This is a genomic window from Brevibacillus brevis (genome assembly GCF_900637055.1).
Taxonomy (GTDB): Bacteria; Bacillota; Bacilli; order Brevibacillales; family Brevibacillaceae; genus Brevibacillus; species Brevibacillus brevis.
In genome coordinates this window covers 3756593-3775291 of record NZ_LR134338.1, presented here as the reverse complement: position 1 = coordinate 3775291, position 18699 = coordinate 3756593, and the positions used below count along the sequence as shown (strand labels likewise).

General features: G+C 48.1%; 18 protein-coding genes and 2 riboswitches. Of the genes, 13 read left to right on the top strand and 5 right to left on the bottom strand.

Annotated features, from left to right (window positions below):
• Positions 1-10 precede the first annotated feature (10 nt).
• Entirely contained in the window at positions 11-1717 is a 1707-nt protein-coding gene (locus EL268_RS17935; RefSeq protein WP_106652895.1) for a DEAD/DEAH box helicase, read from the bottom strand.
• A 221-nt stretch (positions 1718-1938) separates the two neighbouring features.
• Positions 1939-2033: riboswitch (glycine riboswitch) on the top strand.
• Position 2034: 1 nt separating this feature from the next.
• A riboswitch (glycine riboswitch) is annotated at positions 2035-2149 on the top strand.
• A 78-nt stretch (positions 2150-2227) separates the two neighbouring features.
• On the opposite strand from EL268_RS17935, the gene gcvT reads away from it, so the two are divergent.
• The 4 genes from gcvT (at position 2228) to EL268_RS17915 (ending at position 7150) form a co-directional block, all read left to right on the top strand.
• On the top strand, positions 2228-3331 hold the full coding sequence (gene gcvT, locus EL268_RS17930; protein ID WP_106652896.1) for a glycine cleavage system aminomethyltransferase GcvT: 1104 nt from the start codon (positions 2228-2230) through the stop codon (positions 3329-3331).
• A 41-nt stretch (positions 3332-3372) separates the two neighbouring features.
• Positions 3373-4725: an aminomethyl-transferring glycine dehydrogenase subunit GcvPA gene (gcvPA, locus tag EL268_RS17925; protein WP_106652897.1), complete on the top strand. Its 1353-nt coding sequence runs from the start codon at positions 3373-3375 to the stop codon at positions 4723-4725.
• Positions 4718-6187 carry an aminomethyl-transferring glycine dehydrogenase subunit GcvPB gene (gcvPB, locus tag EL268_RS17920; RefSeq protein ID WP_106652898.1) on the top strand — a complete coding sequence of 490 codons (1470 nt, stop codon included), beginning with the start codon at positions 4718-4720 and terminating at the stop codon, positions 6185-6187. The genes gcvPA and gcvPB overlap by 8 nt, the downstream gene beginning before the upstream one ends.
• Positions 6188-6319: 132 nt before the next feature.
• Positions 6320-7150, top strand: coding sequence for a lipoate--protein ligase family protein (locus tag EL268_RS17915; RefSeq protein WP_106652899.1), 831 nt, complete (start codon positions 6320-6322; stop codon positions 7148-7150).
• A gap of 55 nt (positions 7151-7205) precedes the next feature.
• Here EL268_RS17915 and dat read toward each other — a convergent pair whose 3' ends face one another.
• Positions 7206-8057 (bottom strand): D-amino-acid transaminase, encoded by an 852-nt coding sequence (gene dat / locus EL268_RS17910; RefSeq protein WP_106652900.1) that lies wholly within the window; start codon positions 8055-8057, stop codon positions 7206-7208.
• A 318-nt stretch (positions 8058-8375) separates the two neighbouring features.
• Between dat and EL268_RS17905 the strand changes: the two genes are divergently transcribed.
• Positions 8376-9713: a M28 family peptidase gene (locus EL268_RS17905; protein ID WP_106652901.1), complete on the top strand. Its 1338-nt coding sequence runs from the start codon at positions 8376-8378 to the stop codon at positions 9711-9713.
• Between the two features lie 95 nt (positions 9714-9808).
• Here the strand turns inward: EL268_RS17905 and EL268_RS17900 are convergent, their stop codons facing one another.
• Complete coding sequence (locus EL268_RS17900) at positions 9809-10816, bottom strand: hypothetical protein (protein WP_106652902.1); 1008 nt, start codon at positions 10814-10816, stop codon at positions 9809-9811.
• Between the two features lie 156 nt (positions 10817-10972).
• On the opposite strand from EL268_RS17900, the gene EL268_RS17895 reads away from it, so the two are divergent.
• The 3 genes from EL268_RS17895 to EL268_RS17885 all read left to right on the top strand — a co-directional run bounded on the left by EL268_RS17895 (position 10973) and on the right by EL268_RS17885 (position 13116).
• The gene (locus tag EL268_RS17895; RefSeq protein ID WP_106652903.1) at positions 10973-11536 is read left to right on the top strand and encodes an NADPH-dependent FMN reductase; all 564 of its coding nucleotides are present in this window, start codon (positions 10973-10975) and stop codon (positions 11534-11536) included.
• A 99-nt stretch (positions 11537-11635) separates the two neighbouring features.
• Positions 11636-12067: a transcriptional regulator MntR gene (mntR, locus tag EL268_RS17890; protein ID WP_017247979.1), complete on the top strand. Its 432-nt coding sequence runs from the start codon at positions 11636-11638 to the stop codon at positions 12065-12067.
• 119 nt (positions 12068-12186) lie between these two features.
• Positions 12187-13116 (top strand): patatin-like phospholipase family protein, encoded by a 930-nt coding sequence (locus EL268_RS17885; RefSeq protein ID WP_106652904.1) that lies wholly within the window; start codon positions 12187-12189, stop codon positions 13114-13116.
• 41 nt (positions 13117-13157) lie between these two features.
• On the opposite strand, the gene EL268_RS17880 is transcribed toward EL268_RS17885, so the two are convergent.
• Entirely contained in the window at positions 13158-13517 is a 360-nt protein-coding gene (locus EL268_RS17880; RefSeq protein ID WP_106652905.1) for an ABC transporter C family protein, read from the bottom strand.
• A 36-nt stretch (positions 13518-13553) separates the two neighbouring features.
• Positions 13554-14501, bottom strand: coding sequence for a DUF1385 domain-containing protein (locus EL268_RS17875; protein ID WP_017247982.1), 948 nt, complete (start codon positions 14499-14501; stop codon positions 13554-13556).
• Positions 14502-14625: 124 nt separating this feature from the next.
• On the opposite strand from EL268_RS17875, the gene EL268_RS17870 reads away from it, so the two are divergent.
• The 5 genes from EL268_RS17870 (at position 14626) to ant(6) (ending at position 18524) form a co-directional block, all read left to right on the top strand.
• Positions 14626-15138, top strand: a complete 513-nt coding sequence (locus EL268_RS17870) for a YqhR family membrane protein (RefSeq protein WP_106653150.1) — start codon at positions 14626-14628, stop codon at positions 15136-15138.
• Positions 15139-15385: 247 nt separating this feature from the next.
• Positions 15386-15826, top strand: coding sequence for a type II 3-dehydroquinate dehydratase (aroQ, locus tag EL268_RS17865; RefSeq protein WP_106652906.1), 441 nt, complete (start codon positions 15386-15388; stop codon positions 15824-15826).
• A gap of 28 nt (positions 15827-15854) precedes the next feature.
• Positions 15855-16925 carry a M24 family metallopeptidase gene (locus tag EL268_RS17860; RefSeq protein WP_106652907.1) on the top strand — a complete coding sequence of 357 codons (1071 nt, stop codon included), beginning with the start codon at positions 15855-15857 and terminating at the stop codon, positions 16923-16925.
• A 41-nt stretch (positions 16926-16966) separates the two neighbouring features.
• Positions 16967-17524 carry an elongation factor P gene (gene efp / locus EL268_RS17855; RefSeq protein WP_047068830.1) on the top strand — a complete coding sequence of 186 codons (558 nt, stop codon included), beginning with the start codon at positions 16967-16969 and terminating at the stop codon, positions 17522-17524.
• Between the two features lie 145 nt (positions 17525-17669).
• Positions 17670-18524 (top strand): aminoglycoside 6-adenylyltransferase, encoded by an 855-nt coding sequence (ant(6), locus tag EL268_RS17850; protein WP_106652908.1) that lies wholly within the window; start codon positions 17670-17672, stop codon positions 18522-18524.
• Positions 18525-18699: the final 175 nt, after the last annotated feature.

Below are 18699 nucleotides of genomic sequence, written 5' to 3'. Positions count from 1 at the left end.
CCAACAAGAGTTATTGGTCAGCCGCCTCAGAAAGCGGGACGGCATCTTTTGTTACTTTGCTTGCCCGAATCGCGTGTCCAATGTTATCGAGCTTCAGCGCCATTTCTTTGGAGGAGCGGGAATCCATAATAATTTGAACCAAATTGTCTTCCAAGGAGTGACTTAAATTCAAGCGTTCCACGATATCATCGAGTTCGCCAATGACCATTTCAAACAGGTCGATTTTTTCATACAGCAGCTTGAGAATATGCTCCTCGATCGTTCCTGTTGTCGATAAATTGTAAATGTGCACATCTCTTTTTTGGCCCAGGCGATGGACGCGACCGATTCGTTGCTCCACTCGCATGGGATTCCAAGGCATGTCGTAATTGATCACTTGATTGCAGAACTGCAAATTGATGCCTTCCCCGCCTGCTTCCGTCGCGATCAGGACTTGTGCACGATTTTGGAAAAGATCAGTCATCCAGTCCTTTTTACTGCGTTTAAAGCCGCCGCGGAAAGGGACAGAAGTAATGCCGTGGTCGTGCAAATACTTTTGCAAATAGTTTTGTGTTGCCCGATACTCTGTAAAAATGATCACTTTGTCGTTGATTTGTTGAATGAGCTCAACCGTTTTGGCAGCTTTGGAATGCGTCTCTATTTGTTTGATCAACTCGACTAGCTCAAGAATTTGTGAGCGCAAGGGAGAGTCTTCGCCGGTACGCTGGTGCATGTTATACAGCGTCATGAACGCAGCTTCCTTACTTGAGCAGACCTCTCGCTGCAAGGTAATCAGAGCGAGAGAGTTGAAGCCGCCAACCCCAAATCCTGTTTGGTATTGCTCGCGGACAAAGCGGGTTACACCTTCGTACAAAGTCATTTCCTCAGGGGAAAGGTCAATCGGAATCGACTGAACGCGACGGCTGGTGAATTGGATACCGCCATCACTTCGTTTGTTGCGAATCATGACCTTTTCAATTTCTTCCCGCAATTTCTCGCTGTTTTTGGATTGGCGTTTGCCCTCTACGTAATTGGTAGAGAAGGTGGAAGTATGGCCAAGGTGGCCTGGCTTTAACAAATTGATGAGGTTGTACAGCTCGTCCATCTCATTTTGAATGGGAGTTGCGGTAAGGAGCAGGCAGTATTTTTTGCGGATCTCTTTGACGAACTGATAGTTGCGTGTCCGTTTATTTTTGAGTTTATGGGCCTCGTCGATAATGAGCATGTCGTAATCGATGTCGAGTACGTGACGCCTGTGAGGATCACGTTTTGCTGTATCAATCGATGCGACAACGACCTCATGCTGCCGCCACATATATTCTTTTTTTTGCGCGACTGCGGCAATGCCGAATTTTTGATGAAGCTCTTTTGTCCATTGAATCACGAGAGAGGCTGGAACCAGAACGAGAATTTTTTTAGCCAAGCCGCGAACCATGTACTCCTTCATGATCAAGCCTGCTTCAATCGTCTTCCCCAGACCGACCTCATCTGCGAGGATGGCACGACCGCGCATCTCTAACAGGACACGTTTCGCCGTCTCCAACTGATGAGGAAATGGCGATAAGAGTGGAAGGTATTTCAGACATTGCAACTGGTCAAATTCGCGAACAGCCATGGCTTCTTCCGCTTCCAATGTGAGCTTGAACAGCTCCCACTTATCCCAAGGGCCATCTTCTTGCATGCGTTCTGTAAGCGGATTGATCCAGCTCGTATCAAATGAAATAGGAACATTCGGCATATAAGATACTCCTTTACATAGCTCTGCCATAACTTTCATGGTTAATGCCAAAAAACTGAACATTTATCTATTGTCAATGTGTTTCGTTAAGTTTTTCTGAATCTGACTGTTAATTTGTATATTTTCAACTTCGGACTCTCATGGTAGGATAAAGAGGTAGTTCATCTATTAGTATGGAAATGATAGCAAAAACTTATGTATGACTATGAAACCACCGCGAATGAAGGTAGTAGGGAGAGACTGCGAGAAGCACAGCAGCGCCGAAGGAGCAAGCCGGTAACGGTGAATCTCTCAGGCAAAAGTACCTCTACTGGACGCAACTCTGGAGAGAGCTCACACGAGCCACCAAAGGGGAAACTTGCAAGTGAGGAATGTTTACACCTCACGTAATTGGCAAGGTAACTCTCAGGTACCAAGGACAGAGGGGGAGAAATGGGCACCATTATTTTGGTGTACCCGTTTTTCCGCCTCTGTTTTGTTTTGGATCTTATTGTTCACAGGAGGTGCCACATGTCCAATTTGAAACGTACGCCACTATTTGATTCTTATGCAAAGTATGGCGCGAAAACCATCGACTTCGGTGGTTGGGATCTGCCGGTGCAGTTTACAAGCATTGGTCAAGAGCATGAAGCTGTTCGGACAAAAGCTGGTCTATTTGATGTTTCCCATATGGGAGAAGTGGACGTAAAAGGGGAAAACGCTCTTTCTTACCTCCAGCGTGTGACAACCAATGACGTGTCCAAGCTGGCAATCGGGCAAGCGCAGTACAGCGTGCTTTGCTACCCGGATGGTGGTACAGTAGATGATCTGCTTGTGTACAAGTATGCAGATGATCATTACTTGCTCGTCATCAACGCGGGGAATATCGACAAAGACTATGCGTGGCTAGAAGAACATCTGATTCCAGGCGTAACGATTGAGAATATTTCGCCACAGACAGCACAAATCGCGATTCAAGGTCCTTTGGCAGAATCCATTCTGCAAAAGCTGACGACAACAGACTTGTCCGGGATCGGCTTTTTCCGTTTTGAGCGTGATGTGCAAGTGAGCGGTATTCCGGCATTGGTCTCCCGCACTGGCTATACTGGTGAAGATGGCTTCGAGATTTATCTGGATGCCGATCGTGCAGCAGAGCTGTGGGACATCTTGCTTGATGCCGGAAAAGAAGAAGGTCTTTTGCCGTGCGGTCTCGGTGCGCGCGATACGCTTCGTTTTGAAGCCAAGCTGCCACTGTACGGCCAAGAGCTCAGCAAAGACATCACTCCGATCGAAGCGGGAATTGGCTTTGCTGTCAAGGTAGACAAAGAAGTGCCGTTCATCGGTCAGGAAGTGCTGAAGGCACAAAAAGAAAACGGTGCCCCACGCAAGCTGGTAGGGATCGAAATGATCGACCGTGGGATTCCGCGCACGCATTACCCAGTCTATGTGGGGGATGAGCTCATTGGCGAAGTGACGACGGGAACACAGTCTCCAACCTTGAAGAAAAACGTCGGTCTCGCTCTCGTAAAAACCGAGCATGCTGCGTTAGGTACAGAAGTAGAAGTAGAGATTCGCGGAAAACGTCTGAAAGCAGAAGTCGTTGCCGCTCCATTTTATAAACGCCCAAAAAATTAAACGCTACACCACATACATCCTTTTAGAGGAGGACAACGTCCGTGAAATACCGCTACCTGCCCCAAACTGATCAGGACAAGCGCGAAATGCTGGAAACCCTCGGCATTTCGAGTGTAGAAGAATTGTTTGCTGACATTCCGGAAGAAGTGCGCTTTCAGGGTGCTTTGAATATTCCAGAAGCACTTTCCGAGCCGGATTTGGTGAAGTATTTTACACGCCTCGCAAATAAAAACGTGAACTTCAGCACGCATGTTAACTTTCTAGGTGCGGGTGTTTATCAGCATTACACGCCGAGCACAGTCAATCACATGCTGCTCCGCGGTGAATTTTTTACCGCTTATACGCCTTACCAGCCAGAGATCAGCCAAGGTGAGCTGCAAGCTATTTTTGAATTCCAGACCATGGTATGTGAACTGACTGGCATGGAGGTAGCCAACTCCTCGATGTATGACGGCGCGACTTCTTTGGCAGAGGCAGCGATGATGGCTGCGGGCCACACTGGCAAAAAGCGCATAATCGTTTCCCGCGCAGTACATCCGGAAGCGCGTGGAGTATTGAAAACATATGCATATGGACAAAACGTCGAGCTGGTTGAAGTAGGTATCAACAGCGATGGCGTTACGGATACAGCGGCTCTGGAAGCTCTCGTAGATGAAAATACAGCTGCGGTCATCGTGCAGTATCCGAACTTCTTCGGAAATGTAGAGGACTTGGGAGCGATTGAACCAATTGCGCACGGAAAAGGTGCACTGTTGATCACATCCTCCAACCCGCTTGCTCTCGGCGTACTGGAAGCACCGGGCAAATTGGGTGCAGATATCGTAGTAGGCGACATGCAGCCATTCGGTATCCCGGCATCCTTTGGCGGACCGCACTGCGGATACTTCGCGACGACAACCAAGCTGATGCGCAAAATGCCAGGTCGTATCGTCGGTCAAACGAAGGACGAGAATGGCAAACGCGGCTTCGTACTGACGCTGCAAGCGCGTGAACAGCATATTCGTCGTGAAAAAGCGACCTCCAATATTTGCTCAAACCAGGCACTGCTCGCTTTGGCTGCTTCGATCACCATGACAGCACTCGGCAAGCAAGGGGTACAAGAAATGGCGATGATGAACCTGCAAAAAGCGCATTACGCCAAGAATGCCCTGCAAGCAAAAGGCTTGGAAATCGTATTCACCTCGCCGTTCTTCAACGAGTTTGTCGTGAAGCTGAACAAACCAGTTGCAGAAGTGAACAAAGGCCTGCTGGCTGTTGGAATCATCGGGGGCTATGATCTCGGTCTCGACTATCCGGAGTTTGCGAATCATACCTTGCTTGCAGTAACCGAGCTGCGTACCAAAGAAGAAATCGACACATTGGCGGCTGAATTGGAGGCGATCGCACGTGCGTAACGACCAGGAAAAAGCACTGATCTTTGAAATGAGCAAACCAGGCCGTGTGGGCTACAATTTGCCGGCATTGGATGTTCCAGAAGTAGAAGTAGCAAGCCTTTTGCCGAAGCACCTCATTCGCGAAACACCGGCTGAACTGCCAGAGGTATCTGAGCTGCAATTGGTTCGTCACTATACAGAATTGTCTCGTCGCAACCACGGGGTAGACAATGGCTTCTATCCGCTCGGTTCTTGCACGATGAAATACAACCCGAAAATCAACGAAGACGTTGCCCGTTACGCAGGCTTCGCGCAGACGCATCCGTACCAACCGGAAGAAACCGTCCAGGGCGCATTGGAGCTGTTGTACAACCTGCAAGAAGAACTGGCTGAAATCACAGGGATGGACGCAGTTACGCTGCAACCAGCCGCTGGTGCTGCGGGTGAGTGGACAGGTTTGATGATGATTCGTGCCTACCACGAGAGCCGTGGAGAAGCCCATCGTACCAAAGTAATCGTGCCGAACTCCGCGCACGGTACGAACCCGGCATCTGCCGCTGTAGCTGGCTTGGATACCGTAACGATTGCTTCTGACGAGCGCGGACTGGTAGACATTCAAGCGCTGCGTGATGCAGTAGGTCCTGACACGGCTGCCTTGATGCTGACGAACCCGAATACACTCGGATTGTTTGAAGAAGATATCGTGGAAATGGCGAAAATCGTCCATGAAGCGGGCGGGCTGTTGTATTACGACGGTGCGAATGCGAATGCGATCCTGGGAATTGCTCGTCCGGGAGACATGGGCTTCGACGTTGTGCATTTGAACTTGCACAAAACGTTTACAGGACCACACGGCGGTGGTGGTCCAGGTGCAGGTCCGGTCGGCGTGAAAAAAATTCTCGAGCCATTCCTGCCTACACCAATCGTAGCGAAAAAGGAAGACGGCAGCTTCTACTGGGACAGCAATCGTCCGGCTTCCATCGGTCGCGTCAAAGGCTACAACGGAAACTTCGGCATTCTCGTTCGTGCGCACAGCTACATCCGTACGATGGGGCCAGAAGGCTTGCTGCAAGTTTCCCAAAATGCGGTGCTCTCTGCCAACTACATGATGCGTCGTCTGGCAACGGCTTATCATCTGCCATTTGATCGCGTCTGCAAGCATGAGTTCGTCCTGTCTGGTGTAATCCAGAAGAAGCTGGGCGTACGCACGCTCGATATTGCAAAACGCTTGCTCGACTTCGGCTATCACCCGCCAACGATCTACTTCCCGTTGATCGTGGACGAGTGCCTCATGATCGAACCGACCGAAACCGAGACAAAAGAAACGCTCGATGAGTTCATCGACGTTATGCTGCAAATTGCCCGCGAGTGCGAGGAAACGCCAGAAATCGTTCAGGAAGCTCCTCATACCACTGTGGTCAAACGTTTGGATGAAGCGACAGCGGCAAGAAAGCCAATTCTGCGTTATCAACCGCAAGCATAATTCTAGATTCCAGGAAAAGTCGCCTGTCGTTACGGGCGGCTTTTCTTTCCGCTCAAATTAGCCCATCAGAGGCTTGCCGTCCTTCATGCCAGAAGCGTACAATGAAGGCGTTGTGAATGAGGAGGTACATAAATGGAACAGTGGCGCTATATCGTGACGGAAGCAATGTCACCCCCGATGAATATGGCAGTAGATGAAGCAATTTTGCAATTACATAGTGAGGGCAAGGTTCCCCCGACCGTTCGTTTTTACACGTGGGACCCGGCGACACTGTCGATTGGTTATTTCCAGAAGGCCATCAAGGAAATCAACCTGGAGGAAGTTCAAAAGAGAGGACTGGGCTTTGTTCGCAGAGCGACGGGAGGGCGTGCTGTTCTCCACGATCAGGAGCTGACATACAGTGTCATCGTATCCGAAGACCATCCGAAAATGCCTTCGAGTGTGACGGAAGCCTACAAAATCATCAGCTTGGGACTTCTGCACGGCTTCCAAAACCTTGGACTCTCGGCGGAAATGGTCTCTTTGGCGAATGAAGAAGAGAAGGAAAAGTATACATCTCCAGGGTCATCCGCCTGCTTCGATTCGCCCTCTTGGTATGAGCTCGTAGTAGAGGGGAAAAAAGTAGCGGGAAGCGCTCAGACTCGCCAAAAGGGTGTTATTCTTCAGCACGGCTCTATTCTGCTTGATATGGACGTAGATTTGCTGTTCTCGCTCTTGCATTTCCCATCGGAGCGGGTAAAACAACGGATGATCGATAGCTTCCGTCAAAAAGCAGTGACGATCAACCAAGTAAGCCCTCGGCCAATCAGTCTCCAAGAATCCATCGAGGCGTTCTCGAAAGGCTTTGCATCCGGATTGGAAGTGGAGCTGATCCCTTCAACGCTTACAGATGAAGAACTCGCTTTGGCAGAAGAACTCGTGAGTACGCGCTATGCTACAGACGAATGGAATTTGCGTCGTTAAACAATAAAGAAAAGCTCTCTCGGATGTATACGCATACCGGGAGAGCTTCTTTTCATTACACGAGAACACTCGTGTTGATATGCTGTTCAAACAAGTCTTGTAGCGTAAGCACGACAGGTCCTGGCTGTCCGTTGCCGACAGCGACGCCATCTACCGAGATGAGCGGCATGATTTCCGCGGTCGTGCTGGTGAGGAATATTTCATCGGCTTGCTTCAAGAAAGCCATGTCGAATGCTTCTTCATGTACAGTGATGCCATTGTTCCGAGCCAAATCAATGACCACTTGGCGAGTAATTCCGTGCAGGATCAGATTGTCAGCCTGATGCGTATACAGCTCGCCATTTTTCACGACGAACAAATTGGAGGAGCTGCACTCTGTGATGATGCCGTTGCGGTGCAAAATCGATTCTTGGGCACCTGCATCCTTTGCGTATTGTTTGACAAGAACAGCCCCTAGCAGATTGAGCGTTTTGATATCACAACGCAGCCAGCGGATATCTTCGACGAGCTGAGCGGTCCAGCCTTTTTTCATATCGGCGACAGGACGATCCTTGCGACGGACAAAGCCCATGATCACAGGCTTGATCCCGGACGGAATATCGTGTACACGGGGAGAGGCGCCACGAGATACTTGCAGGTAAAGGCTGGCGTCATCATTCTCCGTGATATTGTTCTTGGCGATCAGCTGATTCGCTAAGTCTGTCAGCTCTTCTGCGCTCCATGGAAGCTCCATTTTTATTTCTTTGGCACTTCGGAACAAACGGGTAAGATGTCCATCCCATTGATACATACGGCCCTTATAAATACGTACTACCTCATATATGCCATCCCCAAAGTTGTAACCGCGGTCTTCTGGATGAACTGCGACTTGCCCGTCTTCTACCCATTTGCCATCTACATACAGCATGATACTTCCCCCTCAATGGATTCCAATCCGTTTCTTTCAAACGGTTTTTTGTTGATTCCACATTAGCAAAAGGGAAGGACATAGGTCAATTTGAAAGTCGCCTTTTCTTTATCAATAATTTTACGGTGAAAAGCACCTTTCTATTAAGAATTCATATGGAGGGAAGTCACTCGAAAAATCGACGTTTTGGGAGAAGGGAAACGAAAGTTGTCCAGAGATGGCGCAGGATGAGGTTATTTGACTAACTATTCTGACTAGACTCTTTTTGTCATAACCGCCCATAATAAATAGCAAACAGCGAAGGAAAGGGAGAGTGCCATGCGATCTGTCCGTCACTATGCGCTATGTGCCTTGCTTGTCTGTGGAACGATATTGCCGATACCTTTCCTTTCACATCGTGCTCATGCAGAGGAAACGCAAGACTGGATCGATCCTGAACGCTTGTACGGCCATGTCGAGCAATTGGCGAGAACAGCCCGTCCACCTGCTACTGAAACGGAATTTGCAGCAGCTGTCTATGTGGAAAATACACTGCGATCTTACGGGTACAAGACCAAGCTCGATCCTTTTTCTTATTATACGTACCGAAAGCCTACTTCTCTATCACTGACGATGGAAGAATGGCCTGGTCAAAAATGGACAGTAAGTAGTTTTGCTTTTGGGATCAATGGAACCGCGACAGCAGAAGTGGTGGATGCAGGCTTGGGAAGAGCGGTTGATTTTGCGAATGATGCATCTCGGGGGAAGATTGCCTTGGTCAAGCGAGGTGAGATTCCGTTCGGAGAAAAAGTACGCCAAGCAGCGGCTGCCGGAGCCGTTGCTCTTATCATCTGGAATGATCGGGAGGAAGGTTGGAATGCTTCACTGGGCGAACCTCTGGATATGGCGGTTCCTGTGATCGCTTTGTCCAAGGCGGATGGCACGAAGCTCCAAAAACGCATCATGGACAAGCGGCCTGTGAAGGGAACCGTAAAGGTAGAAGGAGCCGTAACCACTAAGCAAACCTCGTATAATATCGTGGCAAGCCGAAAGCCCAATCAAAACGATACCGGGCAGGTCGTCATGGTATCCGCTCACCATGATTCCGCTGGGTTATCTGTTGGGGCAAATCACAATGGCTCCGGTGTAGCGGCCTTACTTGAAATAGCGCGTGATATGGCTGACAAGTCGATTGATACGGAAGTGAGGTTCGTAAGCTTCGGTGCGGTTACTTCGGGAAGCAGAGGACCGATTGCTTATGTGAATGCCTTATCAGCTACAGAGCGACAAGCCATGATTGCAGCCTTCTATGTCGATGGGGTGGGGAGTCAAAAGGCAGAGCTTGTTGCAACCAATTCGCTGGGCAATGAAAATCTGCCAATCCAACTGCTGAGAGCAGCGGGGGTGTCTCCTTCCGACAAGGATAGGACGCGCGAACGAAACGGTGCAGCAGGTTATTTGGCCGCCGCAGGCATTCCTACGGCACTTGTGACGAGTGCAGGGACTGGACAAGCAACAGATGATTCCCTGTCCCAAATTGATCGGAAACAAATCGCAACGGCGACAAAGGCGGTTCTTTCAGCAATCCACAAAATTACGGAACAAACAACGCCAGCTTATCCGCTGGGTTCTCCAATTGGGGGACAGCTAAGAGCGGAAAGTGAGGCTTTGCAGTAAACGTCTCCTTCGGGGGACGTTTTTTATTTGTGGTAATGCAAAAAAAGTGGTCAAGATTCTGTCTTGACCACAGGAGCTACGAGTAGACAATCAGGTCAATTCTGATGTTTCCAAACGTACCAGCCAATTAAGAACATGCCGCAATAGGTCGCTGCACTGGCGATTACAGACATACTCCAAGGAACAACGAGTGTGAGGAGAGAGAATACAAAAACGGTAAGCAGCATGACGATGATCAATGGCAGCATTTGCAGGTGTTGACGTGTTGCAATTGGATGTGTCAACGAGTAGAGTAGGGCTGCCAGAATGACTCCGCCATGCAAGAGTGAAAGGATAGCGAGTAGCCAATCGCCACCCGTCATCAGTTGAACCAAAATTTGTTTGAAAGGCAGTACAGAGGAGTGGGCATCATGCCAGTGGGCAAGAAGAATAGCTTGACCTAACACCGTGAACAAAAGGAAGATTCCAGCTCCGATGATAGCCCCTATCTGAACTGTTCGCTCATGGGCCGCACGTACTGCCAAAGGTAGAGTCGTGGCCAAGCTAATAAGAAAATGCAAGGCAAGGAAAAATACGGCGTGAATCAGCCAGTTCACATTCATTTGATAACCCAAGCTCGGTAATGGCACATGGGATTGTGCGCTGAAAATCAATCCGAATAATAAGAAACCGATGGATAGAGATATGGCTGTTGCAGTGACAATCCACCTCCAACGATTTATGATAAAGAAGATGGCTGCAATGGTTAGAAGGATGAACCATAGAGGAGAGAGCTCCTCCAGTAGGAAATCTGCCTGTTGCCCAAGCATGACCCCTGTATAGCCCAACAGCAGAATGTGGGTGATAACAGATAGGCTAGAAGCGAACGCTTCGCCACACAATACGTAGTACAGCTCGTACAGGGAGCGAATTTGCTTCCGATGGCAAAAGGTCAACAGCTGGACGCCGAACCATCCGAGACCAAGAGCCGCAAGTGCAATGCCTATTGTCCCCCAGGAACCGAAATAAGTAAAAAAGCGTAACCACTCATATCCACCCAAGTAGAATCCACCTAACGCAGACCCTGCAAAAAGCACGGCGATATGCCAAGCGACTTTGTCCATAGGCATCATCCTCACTTGCAACTTGGTACAAGTGTATGAGACAAACACGTCAGTTCAGAACAGATGATATTAAATAAACATAAATGTTTACAAAATATACTTAATGGAATATAATGATGAACATACCAGTATTTAGATTATCGATGGGGTGAAACCATGAAAATTGTAGGAATAGCCGGAAGCATGAATGCCAACTCTACGACAAAACAAGCGATTCATATTGTACTTGAAGCCGCGAAGGCTGCAGGTGCCGATGTTGAAATGATTCATCTCGCGGACTGGAAGCTGCCGCTGTATGATGATCGTGATGATACCAGTACGTATCCTGAAATTGTCCATCGGTTTGTCAAAGCGATTTCTGAAGCAGATGGCCTTGTAATCGGTTCGCCTGAATACCATGGCACAATGACCGGTGCTTTGAAAAATGCCATTGACTTCTTAGAAGCGCGCATTTTGCGTGACAAGCAGGTTGCCATTATTGGCGTCGCTGGGGGAAGCATGGGTGCTACGAACACGGTCAACACGTTGCAGTTAATCATGCGCAACCTGCACGCATGGCCGTTGCCATCTAGCCCTTCCATCCCAAGTGCATACAATGCCTTTACACCTGAAGGCAAGCTGAAGGATGAGCGCTTGCATGCGCGCATGGAGCAATTGGGTCAACAACTCGTACAATATGTCCAAATGATGAACCCAACACCAGAAAAACAGCTACGATAGGTACTTTTCTCTTGCAAATGGTTCTCATTACACGGTATCATATTTCTACGTGCCTTTTTTGGCTAGATGAAATAACGGTTTGGAAATGAGGGGTTCACAATGCCGCCGACGCCGAGTATGGAAGACTATTTGGAACGCATTTACAACTTAATTGAAGAAAAGGGCTATGCTCGTGTCTCCGATATTGCTGAAGCGTTGGAAGTACATCCCTCTTCGGTCACGAAAATGGTTCAGAAGCTGGACAAAGACAAGTATCTCGTTTATGAAAAATACCGTGGACTTGTGTTGACGCCAAAAGGGAAGAAAATCGGAAAACGCTTAGTGGACCGTCACAGTCTTCTGGAAGAATTTATGCGGATCATTGGCTTGGATGAAGAGCATATTTATCAGGATGTGGAAGGAATCGAGCACCACCTGAGCTGGGAATCGATTACATGCCTGGAGTATCTGGTTCAGTACTTCGAGGCAGATCCAAAGCGTATAGAAGAGCTTCGTAACATTCGTTTGTTAGATGAGCAAAAAGAGGAATAGTCTATATCGTTATCGTATTATAGCGCAAGCCGACCAGGCTTGCGTTTTTCTTTGTGGTAACGGAAGAGCCGTCGTCTTATACATGGAGAATGGGGAGGAATTTTAGGGAGGGAAACAAGGTGAAAGCGGATGCAGTCTTTGAAGGTGGCGGCGTAAAAGGAATCGCTTTTATCGGTGCCTTGCGAGTCATGGAGGAGAATGGATACACATGGGAAAGACTCGCGGGTACCTCGGCTGGCTCCATTGTTGCAGCTTTGCTCGGCGCAGGCTATTCTAGCCATGAGTTGAAACCGATCTTTGAAGAGCTGGATTACCTTCACTTTCTCAAGCACTCGGGGTTGGGCAGGCTCCCTCTCATCGGGCCAATCTATGAACTAGTCGTGCGGGAAGGGATTTATCGAGCAGATCGAATCGAATTGTTCATAGAGGAGTTGTTACAGCGAAAAGGAGTGCGAACATTCGGAGATCTTCCTCCTGGTAAGCTGAAAGTTGTCGCATCTGATGTCACTGACGGAAAAATGCTTATACTTCCCGACGATTTGCCACGATATGGTGTAGAACCCGATCATTTTCCTGTGGCACGAGCGGTTCGCATGTCTTCGTCTATCCCGTTCTTTTTTCAGCCTGCAAAGCTGCAAAGTGCTGGACATGTCCACTATATTGTCGATGGCGCATTATTGAGTAACTATCCCGTGTGGTTATTTGATGTACCCGGGACTCCGCGGTGGCCGACGATTGGTTTTCGTCTGAGTGATGATCAGGACAAGAGAGAAGCGACTAGCATCAAAGGTCTTTTTTCCTTCTCTCGGGGATTGCTGGCGACCATGCTCGATGCTCATGACCGCCTGTATGTGGAAAAGGCAAAAGCCGTTCGGACGATTTTCATCCATACATTAGGGGTGAGAACCACCCAATTTCAGCTGTCTAAAGAAATGAGGCAACAATTGTTTGAGTCAGGGGAGGCAGCGGCTCACAAATTTTTGGCGCAATGGGATTTTGAAGATTACGTCAAAGTGTTTCGCAATAGCTCTCCGAAAATGCTGGTCTAATAAAAAAACAGGTCGCCGATTCAGGCAACCTGTTCTTGTTTTTAGTGGGAGATATTATTTTGCGATTTTTCGTCTTGTTTCTCTTTTTGCTTCCCTTTGCTGCCTTCGATCACACGAAATGGATGATCTTTTCTCGGGGTAGTCGACTGCTTCTTCACAGCTTGCCGAGCAATGGAGGGCTTTGGCTTCACCTTGACCTTTGGCTGTCTAGGTTTGCCAGAGCCTGCGCCTTGTGAAAAGAAGGAGCCGGTTTGTAAATAGTTGCGCACGACCAAGAAAAGTACAACGGATAATCCCAAGATGACAATCGTGCTGACAGGATCATTGATGAGTGTTATCAAAAATCCGTAAATCGCCAGTACGATCACTATCAGAATCACTGGTGGAATGCGGCGTAACATAGGGCTTCACCTCTATGGGAATAAAAATGCCTCACGTTATCCGGTCGTAACCATTCTTTCCTGCACGTGCTTCTGATCAAGCTCCCGCATCTTTTGGAATGAAGCGATGGCTACCTCGACTTGGCTGTCATCTGGTTCACGAGTCGTGATCTTTTGCAACCACAATCCTGGATAACCAAGGTAACGTAGGACTGGTACATCACGGAGCTTGTTTGTCCACTGCAAAACCTCGTAAGAGACGCCGATTACCAGTGGCAAAAGAACAATGCGTTGTACGACCCTCTCCGTCAGGGAGTCATAACTGAACAGTGAGTAAATCACTACACCGACGAACACTGAGAAAATGAGAAAACTACTGCCGCAACGATAATGCAGAGCGGAAAATTTTTGTACATTGGCTACTGTTAATTCTACCCCGGATTCGAATGCGTTAATCACTTTATGCTCGGCTCCATGGTATTGAAAAAGCCTTTTAATCAACGGAGCTTGTGCAATTGCTGTAATGTAGCCGAGGAGGAGCAAGATTTTAAATCCGCCTTCAGCCAACGTTTGAGGAACGCCATCCGGTACCCATTTTCCGAGTAAAAAGTCGGCCAGGAAAACGGGAACGAGTGTAAATACGAATTTGCCGAACAGGAAAGAAAGTACCCCGACGACAGCAACACCTAAAATCATGGTGAGCTTCGATGGGCTTTCAGAAACTTCTTCTCCAGACTCCATACTGTATTGTTCAGAGGCGAAGTTGAGATGTTTGGCCCCATTGGCGCTGGCTTCGACCAAACCAACAATCCCACGCACAAACGGAATCTTTTTCAGCGTAGTAATCCATTTATATTCCGATCGTGGGGATTCAAAATACTCAATTTCATGATTTTTTTTGCGAACAGCCGTAACAGTCATGGTTTTGCCACCGAACATAACTCCTTCGATGACGGCCTGACCGCCGTAGCTAGGTACGTTTTGTTGCGCCAATACAATCACCATCCTTACCACTATATTAACGGAAATGGCGACTTGAAGCTACAAGGAGTTCGCACTTTTCCAACAAATGTAAAGTAAAAGTGAAAAGCTTAGAGGAAGAGCATACTAGAGAACAGAGGTGATGGAAATGGAAAGAAGCAAAACAGGACGAAAGCACAAGCAAGAACGCGTATCCCATACGGAAGAAGGCAGGCAAGGGAGTAAAAGAATCTCCACTTCGAAGATTTTGGAGGTCGCATTCTGGGGAACGATCATTTGGGGGCTCGTTCGTTTGATGGCTCACTTTTTGAACATGACCCCGTACGGAGTCGGATCGTTTGCACGTCCTTTTATCAGCATCGAGGATGAAAATACGTTTACGAGCGTGTGCCTTGGTGCTATCGTGCTGTTCGTTGAAACAGCCGTTGCCTCATTTGTGTTCAGCTTGCTTTTTAGCCGGATCCGTGCGTGGTGGCTGGGACTCGTCTACGGGGCAGTCATGTTAGTGATAGCGGGCTTTTTCTTTCATATCGCAAATTGGGAGGTCGCCACTTTAAGTACGGAAGCCGCTTGGTATTTGACGTTTGGCTTGTTCATTGGAATGACAATCATACTCGAGCAGTCAGACGAGAATCATGCATGGAATGAGTCCACAAGGTAGGAGGATTTCTCCATTCCTTGTCAAAATGGATGTAACAATGTTCGTAATGTTGCATAGATGAATGCCTACTATGGAACCAGGGGCGCTTGTGGTAAAATGTTTCATTAGTAAGAAAACTACTATCGATGCCTCTTCAAAGCGGAGCGACCGCGTTTTTGCGGTTAGTTTCATGCGCTCCAGAATTCATAAGCATGTCGCTTATAAATTCTTACACGGAAAAAAACTTTTATAGGGAGAGGGATGGTCGATGACTTCCGTCTTGGTACTGAACGGGCCCAACCTGAATTTATTGGGGACAAGGGAGCCGGATGTTTACGGAAGGGAAACGCTGGAGGATGTGGTGACAATCCTGAAGGGTGTCATGGATGAGTTGGGTGGAAAGCTTGAGCATCTCCAATCGAATCACGAAGGTGTCCTCATCGACGCGATTCATCAGGCGAGAGGTGTCCATGACGGCATCTTGATCAATCCAGGGGCATTCACCCATTACAGCTATGCGATCCGAGACGCATTGGCCAGTGTAGCTCTGCCAACGATTGAAGTACATATCTCCAATATTCATGCACGGGAACCATTTCGCCATCACTCGGTCATCGCTCCTATCGCGATTGGACAAGTTGTCGGATTGGGAATCGATGGATATGAATGGGCACTAAGAGCGCTCGTCCGTAAAATCGGAAAAAAATAATAGCTTTCGAAAAGGGGAAAAGGCTGTCATGAAACAACGTCTGCATAAATTGCGCGAGGCACTGACACAAGTTGGAGCAGAGGCGTTTATTACCGAAAAAACAGAGAATCGCTTCTACCTGAGTGGTTTCACAGGTTCAACGGGATGGGTAATTGTCACCGAAACAGAGGCGTTTCTCGTCACAGACTTTCGCTATGTGGAACAAGGGCAAGAACAGGCACCAGATTTTACGGTGGTAAACAACGAGAGAAAAGCTGTCGAAGCGATTGCAAAGCTCCTGCAAGAAAAAGGGATCAAGCGCTTGGCATTTGAGAGCAGCGTGTCCTTTAGCACCTATCAGGATTGGAACAAAGGATTTGACGGAGTGGAGCTGGTACCAACAAGCGGTCTGCTTGAAAAAATCCGCATGTTTAAAGACGAATCTGAGATGGTCATTATTCGTGAAGCGGTTCGGATCGCAGAAGCGGCTTTTACGCATATTCAAGGTTACATCAAGCCAGGTGTGCGTGAATCCGATGTTGCTTTGGAATTGGAATACTTCATGCGCAAACAAGGAGCGACAGGCTCTGCTTTTGATATGATCGTAGCGTCAGGTGTGCGCGGCGCTCTGCCACACGGACGAGCTTCCGAGAAAGTGATTCAGGCAGGGGAAATGGTTACGCTCGACTTTGGTGCTGCTTATCAGGGCTACCATTCCGACATCACACGCACGTTGTCTGTGGGAGAGCCAGACCCGAAAATGCGTGAAATCTACGAAATCGTTCTGCGTGCGCAGTTGGCAGGTTTAGAAGCACTGAAGCCAGGTGTATCCGCAAAAGACGCTGACGCAGCAACGCGAGATATCATCACAGCAGCAGGCTATGGTGACGCATATGGACACAGTGCAGGTCATGGCCTCGGACTGGAAGTTCACGAGCTGCCGGGGCTGTCGACTGTCAGCACCTTCGTATTGGAGCCAGGTATGCTCGTGACAATGGAGCCAGGCATTTATGTAACAGGACTTGGTGGCGTTCGGATCGAAGACGATGTGTGGATTACAGCTGATGGTCATGAGAACCTGAACAGGTCCACGAAAGAGTTGCTCATTTTGCCTGTGTAATTTATACTTATTCTGTTATTGATTGATTTGGGAGGACTACCATGATCTCTGTAAACGATTTTCGTACCGGTTTGACAATCGAAGTGGATGGCAATATTTATACCGTGCTAGAATTCCAACACGTAAAACCAGGTAAAGGTGCGGCTTTCGTTCGCTCCAAACTGCGCAACCTGCGCAACGGCAACACGACGGAAATGACTTTCCGTGGCGGTGAAAAAGTTAACCCTGCCCGCATCGAATCCAGCACCATGCAATATCTGTATGCGAGCGGAGACGAGTACACTTTCATGAATACCGAGACATACGAGCAAATGACGTTCACTCGCAACCAAATCGAGCGTGAACTGCGTTTCCTCAAGGAAAACATGAACGTGCAAATCATGCAGTACAACGGAGAAACAATCGGTATTCAATTGCCGAATACGGTTGAACTCGTTGTAACCGAATGTGAGCCAGGTGTAAAAGGTGACACTGCTTCCAACGTAACAAAGAAAGCAACCTTGGAAACTGGTTTCGTAGTAAACGTTCCTCTCTTCGTAGAAGAAGGAGAGCGTCTGATCATTGATACTCGTACGGAAGCATACGTTTCCCGCGCGTAAAAGTACGGATTGCAAGAAAAAGCTGTGCCCATATGGGTGCAGCTTTTTTTATTTGCTTCTCCTTTATTGATGCAGTATTGTAAAAATTATGCAGTTCCACTAAAGTAAATGGAACGGAGAAATAGTAGGGTGGAGGGGTACTGCATTGAGAACGGAACAAGAAATGATGGGCATGCTGATCGATTTCGCCAGGAGGGATGATCGAATCCGCTTGGTAACCTTGGAAGGGTCACGCACGAACAAAAATATACTCGCTGATCCATTCCAAGATTATGATATTTCGTATTTTGTGACAGAAATGGATTCTTTCAAGGAAAATGATCAATGGCTCGATGTTTTTGGGAATCGAATCATGATGCAAAAACCGGAAGATATGGAGCTTTTTCCGTCCGAGTTAGGGAATTGGTTTTCCTATCTCATGCTATTTGAGGATGGAAATAAAGTAGATCTGACGTTGATTCCGATAGACGAGACAGAGCAGTATTTTGCCGATAGCGACGGCCTGGTTGAGGTTTTACTGGATAAGGACGAGCTTGTCAAACACGAGGTGATCGCTTCCGATCATCAATATTGGATCAAAAAGCCAACTGCTAGAGAGTTTGATGACTGCTGCAATGAATTTTGGATGGTTTCTACTTACGTTGTCAAAGGTCTGGCGAGAAAAGAAATCCTGTTTGCGATTGACCATCTCAACGAAATCGCCCGACCGAATCTATTGCGAATGATGGCTTGGCAAATCGGATGTGAGAAAGGGTTTACCTTTAGTGTCGGGAAAAATTACAAATTTATCGAACACCATCTTCCAAAAGAAGATTGGGAAGCGCTACTGTCCACTTATCGCGAAAGTGGCTACGCAGACATGTGGGAAGCGTTATTCACTTGCTATGAGCTATTTCGAAAGTACGCCAAAGCGGTGGCAGAAAGCCTCGGATATCCGTATCCAGATTACGATGAAGCCATTACCGGGTATGCGGAAAATATCTACCATTCATGGAAATGATGGACGCCATTCGACCGCCTTATCAAGGGCGGTTTTCTTATGCTGTCGATTACTCGACTAACAAAGCTGGCGAGAAGAAAAAGCACAGGGCTCGCAGGCCTTGACAACGCCTACCCAGTCGGAACTTCAAAAAGGGCCACGCTTGTCGAACACTTCTTCCTTGAGAAACTTCCGC

What these genes read in the sequence shown, in the direction of transcription:
- EL268_RS17935 (WP_106652895.1), bottom strand. Translation starts at nt 1,717, where the DNA reads ATGCCGAATGTTCCTATTTCATTTGATACGAGCTGGATCAATCCGCTT.
- gcvT (WP_106652896.1), top strand. Translation starts at nt 2,228, where the DNA reads ATGTCCAATTTGAAACGTACGCCACTATTTGATTCTTATGCAAAGTAT.
- EL268_RS17915 (WP_106652899.1), top strand. Translation starts at nt 6,320, where the DNA reads ATGGAACAGTGGCGCTATATCGTGACGGAAGCAATGTCACCCCCGATG.
- dat (WP_106652900.1), bottom strand. Translation starts at nt 8,057, where the DNA reads ATGCTGTATGTAGATGGCAAATGGGTAGAAGACGGGCAAGTCGCAGTT.
- EL268_RS17905 (WP_106652901.1), top strand. Translation starts at nt 8,376, where the DNA reads ATGCGATCTGTCCGTCACTATGCGCTATGTGCCTTGCTTGTCTGTGGA.
- EL268_RS17900 (WP_106652902.1), bottom strand. Translation starts at nt 10,816, where the DNA reads ATGGACAAAGTCGCTTGGCATATCGCCGTGCTTTTTGCAGGGTCTGCG.
- EL268_RS17895 (WP_106652903.1), top strand. Translation starts at nt 10,973, where the DNA reads ATGAAAATTGTAGGAATAGCCGGAAGCATGAATGCCAACTCTACGACA.
- mntR (WP_017247979.1), top strand. Translation starts at nt 11,636, where the DNA reads ATGCCGCCGACGCCGAGTATGGAAGACTATTTGGAACGCATTTACAAC.
- EL268_RS17880 (WP_106652905.1), bottom strand. Translation starts at nt 13,517, where the DNA reads ATGTTACGCCGCATTCCACCAGTGATTCTGATAGTGATCGTACTGGCG.
- EL268_RS17875 (WP_017247982.1), bottom strand. Translation starts at nt 14,501, where the DNA reads ATGGTGATTGTATTGGCGCAACAAAACGTACCTAGCTACGGCGGTCAG.
- EL268_RS17870 (WP_106653150.1), top strand. Translation starts at nt 14,626, where the DNA reads ATGGAAAGAAGCAAAACAGGACGAAAGCACAAGCAAGAACGCGTATCC.
- aroQ (WP_106652906.1), top strand. Translation starts at nt 15,386, where the DNA reads ATGACTTCCGTCTTGGTACTGAACGGGCCCAACCTGAATTTATTGGGG.
- EL268_RS17860 (WP_106652907.1), top strand. Translation starts at nt 15,855, where the DNA reads ATGAAACAACGTCTGCATAAATTGCGCGAGGCACTGACACAAGTTGGA.
- efp (WP_047068830.1), top strand. Translation starts at nt 16,967, where the DNA reads ATGATCTCTGTAAACGATTTTCGTACCGGTTTGACAATCGAAGTGGAT.